Annotated in this window: 10 protein-coding genes and 2 tRNA genes; 4 read left to right on the top strand and 8 right to left on the bottom strand. The window is 61.9% G+C overall.

All coding sequences use genetic code 11. From position 1 onward, the window contains the following. Positions 1–2: 2 nt before the first annotated feature. Entirely contained in the window at positions 3–599 is a 597-nt protein-coding gene (gene rloA3, locus AC4FAH_RS01350; RefSeq protein ID WP_225347841.1) for a retropepsin-like aspartic peptidase RloA3, read from the bottom strand. 280 nt (positions 600–879) lie between these two features. On the opposite strand from rloA3, the gene AC4FAH_RS01345 reads away from it, so the two are divergent. Next, a complete protein-coding gene (locus tag AC4FAH_RS01345; RefSeq protein WP_153635435.1) occupies positions 880–1,566 on the top strand; it encodes a DUF4396 domain-containing protein in 687 nt (228 codons plus the stop codon). 186 nt (positions 1,567–1,752) lie between these two features. Here the strand turns inward: AC4FAH_RS01345 and AC4FAH_RS01340 are convergent, their stop codons facing one another. The 6 genes from AC4FAH_RS01340 to AC4FAH_RS01315 form a co-directional block, all read right to left on the bottom strand. Beyond that, entirely contained in the window at positions 1,753–2,481 is a 729-nt protein-coding gene (locus AC4FAH_RS01340) for a YebC/PmpR family DNA-binding transcriptional regulator (protein ID WP_054557332.1), read from the bottom strand. 205 nt (positions 2,482–2,686) lie between these two features. Next, positions 2,687–3,040 carry a TusE/DsrC/DsvC family sulfur relay protein gene (locus AC4FAH_RS01335; RefSeq protein WP_107335158.1) on the bottom strand — a complete coding sequence of 118 codons (354 nt, stop codon included), beginning with the start codon at positions 3,038–3,040 and terminating at the stop codon, positions 2,687–2,689. Between the two features lie 56 nt (positions 3,041–3,096). After that, entirely contained in the window at positions 3,097–3,387 is a 291-nt protein-coding gene (tusB, locus tag AC4FAH_RS01330; RefSeq protein WP_286987654.1) for a sulfurtransferase complex subunit TusB, read from the bottom strand. A 121-nt stretch (positions 3,388–3,508) separates the two neighbouring features. After that, the gene (gene tusC / locus AC4FAH_RS01325) at positions 3,509–3,919 is read right to left on the bottom strand and encodes a sulfurtransferase complex subunit TusC (protein WP_225347840.1); all 411 of its coding nucleotides are present in this window, start codon (positions 3,917–3,919) and stop codon (positions 3,509–3,511) included. A 52-nt stretch (positions 3,920–3,971) separates the two neighbouring features. Further along, entirely contained in the window at positions 3,972–4,361 is a 390-nt protein-coding gene (tusD, locus tag AC4FAH_RS01320; RefSeq protein ID WP_043335054.1) for a sulfurtransferase complex subunit TusD, read from the bottom strand. Positions 4,362–4,488: 127 nt separating this feature from the next. Continuing rightward, positions 4,489–5,157: a Bax inhibitor-1/YccA family protein gene (locus tag AC4FAH_RS01315; RefSeq protein WP_054557334.1), complete on the bottom strand. Its 669-nt coding sequence runs from the start codon at positions 5,155–5,157 to the stop codon at positions 4,489–4,491. A 254-nt stretch (positions 5,158–5,411) separates the two neighbouring features. On the opposite strand from AC4FAH_RS01315, the gene AC4FAH_RS01310 reads away from it, so the two are divergent. From AC4FAH_RS01310 to AC4FAH_RS01300, 3 genes are all read left to right on the top strand, one after another. Further along, a tRNA-Ser gene (locus AC4FAH_RS01310) sits at positions 5,412–5,502 on the top strand. 220 nt (positions 5,503–5,722) lie between these two features. Then, positions 5,723–5,813, top strand: a tRNA-Ser gene (locus AC4FAH_RS01305). Positions 5,814–6,035: 222 nt separating this feature from the next. Continuing rightward, positions 6,036–7,247, top strand: a complete 1,212-nt coding sequence (locus AC4FAH_RS01300) for a DEAD/DEAH box helicase (protein ID WP_490245569.1) — start codon at positions 6,036–6,038, stop codon at positions 7,245–7,247. A gap of 159 nt (positions 7,248–7,406) precedes the next feature. Here AC4FAH_RS01300 and AC4FAH_RS01295 read toward each other — a convergent pair whose 3' ends face one another. Further along, positions 7,407–8,531 (bottom strand): GGDEF domain-containing protein, encoded by a 1,125-nt coding sequence (locus tag AC4FAH_RS01295; protein WP_054557336.1) that lies wholly within the window; start codon positions 8,529–8,531, stop codon positions 7,407–7,409. Between the last annotated feature and the right edge of the window lie 138 nt (positions 8,532–8,669).

The raw sequence follows: 8,669 nt of genomic DNA, 5'->3' as shown, positions 1-8,669 counted from the left end.
GATCAGGACGCCGCGCCGATGCGATCGGAATACTCCTTGTCTTCATAGCGATGCAGCGGCGCGTCCTCGGCACAGTCCGGGCTGGTCTGGAAGGTCTTGCGCACATCGAGCACACCCAGGCTCTGGATGGTGCGGCGCCCCAGCAGCACCGGGTAATTCATGCCGTCACGATCGCGCAGACTGAACTGCTCCTCGTAGCGCTCGCCGCCCATGCACAGCGTCATCAGCACCACCGGGCGCGTATCGCGTCCGCCTGCGCCGGATACCGTCAGGTCGCGATACAGGGGGCGCTCGAAGGTGTTCTCGACCTTGTCACCCTTGGCTTCGTCCTCGACTTCCACATCGAAACGCACCCACTCCTCGTCATCACGCTCGAAGGTCTCGATATTCTCGGCATGCATCGAGGAGGTCAGTGCGCCGCTATCCAGCTTGGCCTTCACCATCACGCCCCACGGCTCGATGGTCGCCTTCTCCACCCAGCCGAAGACCTTGTCGTCTGCCGCCTGGGCCACGGCTGGCGCGGCGAGCGAGGCAATCAAGCCGACGCCGGCGAATTGACGGGCGGCGCGCGCAAGGGATGTAGCAGCGTATCTCGACATGGTGACTCCTGGGAAAAGTGGCGACATTGCAAGGGCAATGCCCGACATCCTTCACCATGGAGGCTTGCGGCAAGGTTAACAAGGCGTGAGAACACACCCTCGTCTGTCACCCTGTCAGGCGGAAGCAACGGGCGGTTGCGAGCAGGCGATGACCAGCCACCCTTGATATGGCGCGCTGCCCCCACCAGCTATCAAGGAGGGCCGCGCCACCAGCGTACTGCTATCAGCGTATTGCTATCGGCGCACGGCCATCTGCGACATCCACTCTACGGGGGTCACCATGCAAGATCTATTACGTGAGTCACTTTCCCACTGGAGCCTGCTGCTGTGCTGGCTGTTGCTGATGGTACCGGCGCTGATCTGGGTCGTGCGTGACCTGACCACGAAGAATGCTCACCTGGCCCCGATGATGAAGTGGGTGTGGGGGCTGACCACGCTCTACTCCGGTGTCGTGGGACTGCTGGTCTATCGTTTCGCCGGGCGGCGCCAGATCGCCGCCAACGGTGATGCCCGCAAGGGGCTGAGGAGCGTCGCGCACTGCTATTCGGGCTGCGGACTGGGGGAATTCGTCGGCGTCAGCCTGGCGGTGGGCCTGTTGGCCATGGGCAATATCTCCACCGCGATCATCACCTTCATCTTCGCTTACCTGTTCGGCTTCCTGCTGACGGTCGGCCCGATGCTGCAGGGCGGCAGTGATGACAAGCCGCAGGTGATTCGTGATGCCTTCAAGAGCGAGACGGCCTCCATCGTGGTGATGGAAGTGGTGGCGATTTCCGTGGACCTCTGGCTTGCGGGCGGTGCCGGCATGCACCAGCCGCTGTTCTGGAACTCGCTGATCATTTCCCTGAGCCTGGGGCTGCTCGCCGCCTGGCCCGTCAACGTCTGGCTGGTAAAGCATGGCGTCAAGGGTGGCATGGCGGACCCACGCGAGACGGACCCGCAAGCGCAGCACCATGCACATTGCTGAAGCGCGCGCACTGCTGAGACGCGCGTACTGTCGATACGTGCAGAGTGTCGATACGTGCAGAGTGTCGAGACATGAAAAAGCCCCGTCGGCATGCCGACGGGGCTTTTCTCTGACTGACCTCTCACACTGACATTCGCATCCCAGTCAGCGTGAAACCGTCAGTCGCATCACGTTCAAGACGCTGGCCTAGACGAACTCGCCGTTGTGATAGACCTGCTGCACGTCTTCACAATCATCCAGCAGCTCGAGCATCTTGTTGAGCAGCTCGGCATCATCGCCGCCGACTTCGGTATGGATCTGCGGAATGAAGCTGATCTCATCGACTTCGAAGTCGAGGTCTTCACCGTAGATGTCGGTCAGCGCACCCTTGGCCTTGAAGTACTCGGTCGTCGGCGCGAGAACCGTGATGATGCCTTCGTCGAGCTCGATATCACTGACATCGACGTCGGCTTCCATCAGCGCTTCCAGGACCTTTTCCTCGTCCTCTTCCGCGCCCTTGAAAGCCAGGATGGCGCGGTGGTCGAACATGTGCGACACCGAACCCTGCGCGCCCAGCTTGCCCTTGCCCTTGTTGAAGCAGGTGCGGACTTCGCCGAAGGTGCGGTTGTTGTTGTCGGTCAGACAATCAACGATGACCATGACGTTGCCCGGACCAAAGCCTTCATAGCGCGCCAGAGCGAAGTCTTCGCCGCCGGTGCCCTTGGCCTTGTCGATCGCCTTGTCGATGACGTGAGTCGGCACCTGGTCCTTCTTGGCCTTCTCGATGAGACGACGCAGGCTCAGGTTGCCGTTGGGGTCGAGGCCACCGCTCTTGGCCGAGACGTAAATCTCGCGCCCGTAACGTGAATACACGCGTGCCTTGTTGAGAGAGGTACGCGCCATTGATTCTTTACGGTTCTGGAATGCTCTTCCCATGCAAGTCGACTCTTGTCCGCCTGAATTCAAATGCCCTTGCGACCATGTCGCGGGACCTGAAGCAGCATCGGCCTCCTGGCCGACACCGCAACGCTGTGACGAATAGTAACGCAGACAACGCCGTACGTCGCCATCCCTGCCGGGTCTTGCGCGTTGAGCGCAGCGCACCACGACGGGCAAGGTGACTCATGCATGCGGCTGACCGTCACAGACAGTTGGTCGGCTTGGGCAGCCCGGCGATGCGCGCGCCCACCTTGGGCGGGCTGTCCGGGAACAGCCGCATCAGATGCAGCGAGCGGCCCTTGTCGGGGCCAAACCGCTGGGTCATCGCCTTGCTCAGCGGGCGCATGGCCGGCGAGAGCGAGAAGCGCTGATAGAAGTCGCGCAACACCTCGATCACCTCCCAGTGCTCCGGCGTCAGTTCACGCCCCTCCTCGGCGGCCAGCATTTCCGCCAGCGCCGGGCCCCAGTCATCCAGATCGACCAGATAGCCTTCCGCATCCAGTCCGATATCACGCCCATCAAGCGTCAGTGTGCGCACCGCTTCACTACTGGCCATACAGATCCTGATTCACTGTCTTGCATGAAAATTGAAAGGGAGAAGCGCCTGGCGCCTCAGAACCAGCTGACGGTCTTGTCGGCGGCCTCGGTCAAGGCGACGAAACCGTCGACGTCGACCACGATGACGTTCTCCGCGCAGCGCCCCAGCAGGCCGCGGGACTCGAGGTCTTCGCGCAACGCGAACAGCCGCCCCTCAAGCCCGGCAAGGTGCTGCTCGGCGTTGTCGAGGGCGCCATTGACGCCATCCTCGATCAACAGCAGCTGATCTTCCGCGCCCATGGCATTGAGCACATCATCATGGATGCGGCTGGAGAATGGCGAACGATTGAGTAGATGTAGATTCATGCAATTATCCAGGCAAGGGAAGCTGGGACTGCCACTGGCCATCAATCAAGAGATATCAATGACATGGCATCAGGAAACTGATGCGAGCATATCAGTCGCCAGCGTTGGCGGCAGTGACGTGTCAGAAGCTCAGCACGCGCGAGAACGCGGTGGTCAGCGCGACCACCTCGTCGTGCTCGAGCAGCGTGACCGGCAACAGCGTGACATCCTGCGCTGTCAGGCCCCGTGCGCGCAGCGCCGCCGCATCGACGTAGCAGCGCTCGACGTCATACATCTCAAGCGCCGCCAGCAGGTTGTCACTGCCCTTCTGCCCCAGCGGCCCGACCTGCTGCCCTTCCAGCAGCGCCATCACGCCATCGCCGGTGAACAGCAGCCCGACCTCGCGCCCGAAGGCGGCCGCGACCATCGCCGCCTCCAGTCCCTCGCGCAGCCAGCTGCTGCCATGCGGGCCATGGCGCAGCATGACCAGCAGATCACCGGCGGCCATCCCGGCGTCATCGCCTGCCAGGGGCGCCGTCATCACATCGCTCATGGTCTGCTCCTCACTCGATAAGTGACATCATCAGTGACGACAAGAAATGACGTCATGCAAAGGTGATCAGGTGGTCATTGTCCAGCGTCGCCTCGACCAGCTGGCCCAGCCCCGTCAGCTCGAACGGCGCCTCGAGGGTATGCCCCTGCTTGCCATGCCGCGCCGCTTCGCGCTCATCGAGCATGCCGCGTCTCAGCCCCGCCGCGACACACACCTGCAGGCGGGTGGCGTGGTTCTCGGCAAGCGACAGCCAGCGATCGCGCAGATGCGGCTCGTCCTGGGGCGGTGCCATCATGTTGGCGGCGTTATAGACGCCATCGTGATAGAAGAACACCGTGGTCAGCTGATGGCCGCGCGCCAGCAGGGCGTCGGCAAAGCGCAGCGCCGAATGGCTGGCCTGCTGGCTGTAGGGGCCGCCGTAGACGGCCAGAGCATAACGCATGCGAACCTCGTGTGACTGCTTATGAATGGGCGCCATTCTAGCGCGAGTCACGCCACCTGACACCCGAACGCAAACGACCCCGCCGAGGCGGGGTCGTTTGCAGGTCTCATGTTCCTTCGCTTGACGATCAATCGTCGGAAGCGAAGCCCAGCAGGGCCAGCAGGCTGACGAACATGTTGTAGATGGAGACGTACAGGCTCACCGTCGCCAGCAGGTAGTTGGTCTGCCCGCCGTGGATGATCTGGCTGGTCTCGAACAGGATCGCCGCGGAGGCGAACAGCACGAAGCCGGCGGAGACGGCCAGTGCCAGGCCGCTGATGTTGAAGATCATCGCTGCCAGCATCGCCAGGATCAGCACGATGGCGCCGGCGAACAGGAAGTTGCCCAGGAACGAGAAGTCCTTGCGCGTCACCAGTGCCACCGCGGACAGGCCGGCGAAGGTGATGCCGGTCATGCCGAGCGCGGTCATCACCAGCTGGCCGCCGTTGGGCAGGCTCAGGTAGGCATTCAGTACCGGGCCGAGCGTGAAGCCCATGAAGCCGGTGAAGGCGAAGGTCGCGAAGATGCCGGCGGTGGAGTTCGCGGTCTTGTGGACCAGGAACATCAGGCCGTAGGCACCGATCAGCAGCACGAAGATGTTCATGCGGCCGACGCCCATGCTCATCGCCACGCCAGCTGTCAGCGCGGAGAACAGCAGCGTCATTGCCAGCATCATGTAAGTGTTGCGCAGTACCTTGTGAGTACTGAGCGAGCGGCTCGCGGTATCCTGCGAGACCTGCCAGGAGCTGTTAGCCATGGTGTCTATCCTCAGGTTGCTACGATGGATTCATCGATTTGACCCCAGCATGCCCTCAGGGGTTTGCCTAATCAAGAGACAGAACGATGAAAAGCCCTATTGAGGCAACCATCCGGCGCGTGCAAGGCAACGACATCGTCAGTCTCCGCAGCCATTGTGGCATGTGCGACCTTTCAAGCATCTGAACGACAAGGAAATTTACGCTAAGCCCTTGACCCTGACTGAAAAATCCGTAGTATTTCATCCCGTGAGTCGGAGGGATGGCAGAGCGGTTGAATGCACCGGTCTTGAAAACCGGCGTAGGTTAATAGCCTACCCAGGGTTCGAATCCCTGTCCCTCCACCACCTTGATTCCGAAAGCCCCGTCTACTTCAGGTAGGCGGGGCTTTTTCGTGGCCTGACACATGATCATGATTCATGGTCTGGTGCCAGCAGGCGGCTCCGGCGGCCTCACCCCGGCGCCATCCTGCTGCAAGTGATTGTCCGCGATGGCTTTTCCGAAGATTTTTCTTCGCTTACCTCTTGCTATTCTCATCAGGTTCGGTAGTATTTCGCTCCGTGAGTCGGAGGGATGGCAGAGCGGTTGAATGCACCGGTCTTGAAAACCGGCGTAGGTTAATAGCCTACCCAGGGTTCGAATCCCTGTCCCTCCACCACCTTGAATTCCGAAAGCCCCGTCTACTTCAGGTAGGCGGGGCTTTTTCATTGTTGCCGCGCAGCGCCCATCGCCGCCACTTCGCTACCCTGCCTGAGCAGCGATGGCCAATGATGCGCCGGGCCGTCAGCGGACTTTCGGCTACAGTGAGCATCACTGCGCCAGACATTCCTTGCCGCAGAATGTGCGCTTGCCCCTCCCCCTCTAGACAAGTCGAGACACCATGCCATTTTCTGCCCTTGGTTTGAGCGATTCCATCGTCAAGGCCGTCACCGAGCAAGGCTACCAGACCCCGACTCCCATCCAGGAGAAGGCGATCCCCGTCGTACTGGCCGGTGACAACCTGATCGCCGCCGCCCAGACGGGTACCGGCAAGACGGCAAGCTTCGTGCTGCCCATACTGCAGACCCTGCAGCAAGCGCCCAAGGTGCGTGCCAAGCGCGTACATGCCGTCATCCTGACGCCGACGCGGGAGCTGGCGATCCAGGTCGAAGACAACATCCAGCACTACGCCCGGTATCTGGAAGTCAGCTCCATGGCGATGTATGGCGGCGTGGAGATCGAACCCCAGCAACAACGCCTGATCGAGGGCGTGGACATTCTGGTGGCGACGCCCGGCCGCCTGCTGGACATGCTGACCCGCCGCGCGATCCATCTCGACGAGACACGCACCCTCGTCATCGACGAAGCGGACCGCATGCTCGACATGGGCTTCATCGCCGACATCAACAAGATCGTCGAGAAGCTGCCCAGAGAGCACCAGAACCTGCTGTTCTCGGCCACGCTCTCGGCCCAGGTGCGCGTGCTCGCCAAGACCGCAGTGACGGACGCCGTCGAGATCATGGTCGCACCGGAGAACGTCACCGCGCCGGATATCAGCCAGTATCTGATCACGGTCGACAAGGAGTTCAAGTCCGCCCTCCTGAGCCATCTGATTCACGAGAAGCAGTGGCAGCAGGCGCTGATCTTCATCGAGACCAAGCGCGGCGCCGCCAAGCTGGTGAGTCAGCTGGAGAAGCGTGACATCGCCGCCGAGTCCTTCCACAGCGGTCGCAGCCAGGCAATGCGCGAGCAGCTGCTGGCCGACTTCAAGGCCGGCACCATCAAGTATCTCGTGGCCACCGGCGTTGCCGCGCGGGGCATCGACATCGATGACCTGCAGCGCGTGGTCAACTACGACCTGCCGGACGCCGCCGAGGATTATGTCCACCGCATCGGGCGTACCGGCCGTGCCGGGGCGAGCGGTGAAGCCATCTCGCTGGTCTCGCGTGATGACTTCCGCAACCTGTGCGCCATCGAGCAGCACCTGGGCTATTTCGTGACACGCGAAGTCGTGGAAGGCTTTGCGCCCAAGCTCGCGGTACCGGCCTCGAACAGCGACTACGCCCCCAAGTCCGCAAGCAAGAGCCGTCGTCGCCAGTCCAACCGCCGCTGACTCTTCTCAGGGCAAGCCTGATGATGCCCTGACACACGCACGCCCCCGGAGACATGAACGTCATTCTCCGGGGGCGTGCTGGGTTGTATACCAAGCTTTGTTCGCAAATCTCTATACGCAAACCTCTGTGCACAAGACTCTGCGCGCAGTGAATTGCGCTCAATTGATGGCGGCGATGCCCGGCCCACCCACGGGGCCCAGCTGGGTGTCACTGACGAAGCCATTGCCGCCGTCCTGCTTGGCGCGGAACAGATTGACGTCGGCCTTGGCGATCAGGCCTTCCAGGTCCTTGTCGCCGGACTGACGCTGGGCGACACCGATCGACAGATTGACATCCAGACTGTTGAGGCCGTCATTGATGACGAACGGCAACGCCGAGGCGCCCTTGCACAGGCGCTCTGCCACCTGATCGACGCGCTCGCCATGCAGCCCCGGGCATAACAGCACGAACTCCTCGCCGCCATAGCGCCCGACCAGGTCCTCCCCGCGCAGGATGCTGCGCATGCGCCGCACCAGCTCCTTGAGCACCTGATCGCCGGCCTGGCGACCCCAGGTCTCGTTGATCAGCGCCAGATGGTCGACATCCACCATCATCACGCTCAGCGCCCCGTTGTTGATCAACATGCCACGCCCGCTGTCGACCAGCTCGGCGCGACTCAGGGCGCCGGTCAGTGCATCGAAGCGCCCTCCCGTCTCGAAACGCTGCTGCAGGCGCTCCACCGACCAGCCCATCTGCACCAGCACCAGCGTGAAGAAGATGGTCAAGACGCCCAGATTGATGATGCGAAATGCCAGCATCCAGCCGGCGGGCAGCGGATTGGTCGGCCCTTCCAACATCAGGATGATGTAGGCCAGTAGCGGCATGCTCAGGCAGGCTGCGCACAGAAGAACGCGCCGCATGAACGACATGCGGATCGAGTAGATGCACAGCAAGGCGCCGAAGTAGAAGTAATCGAACCCGGCCTCCGAGCCGAAATAGCGCAGCGAGAAGCTGATCTGCGCGCAGGTGCCCAGCGCCATCAGTGTGGCCGCCAGGGCTTCACGGCGAGCACGGTGCAGCTGCAGGCAGACCAGATCGACGATCAGCATCGCCAGATTCAGCGCCAGAATACCCATCTCGCCCAGCCATAACAGCAGGATGGCGTAGAGCAGATGGCAGCTGACCGCCAGCACGTAGACCACGTTGAAGGTGGCATGAAAGGTCTTCTCATCCGCCGTGAGTCCGGGCGGAAATTGCTCGAATCGTCGCAGAAAGCCCGCGAGATGAGGATGTGGGCTGGCCATGTAGTCACCTCCTTGTCGCTGGCCACAATCGGTGGCCAGGCGCTGTCACGGACAAATTGGCCTGACATCAACAGAATACGATATTGATGAGTCCAAACACGACGCCCCCATTACACGCAGTGCAATGGGGGCGTCGTA

The sequence above is a fragment of the Cobetia sp. genome (assembly GCF_983723665.1).
Note: the sequence above shows the minus strand (reverse complement) of the source record. Positions and strands in the feature narration are given on the sequence as shown.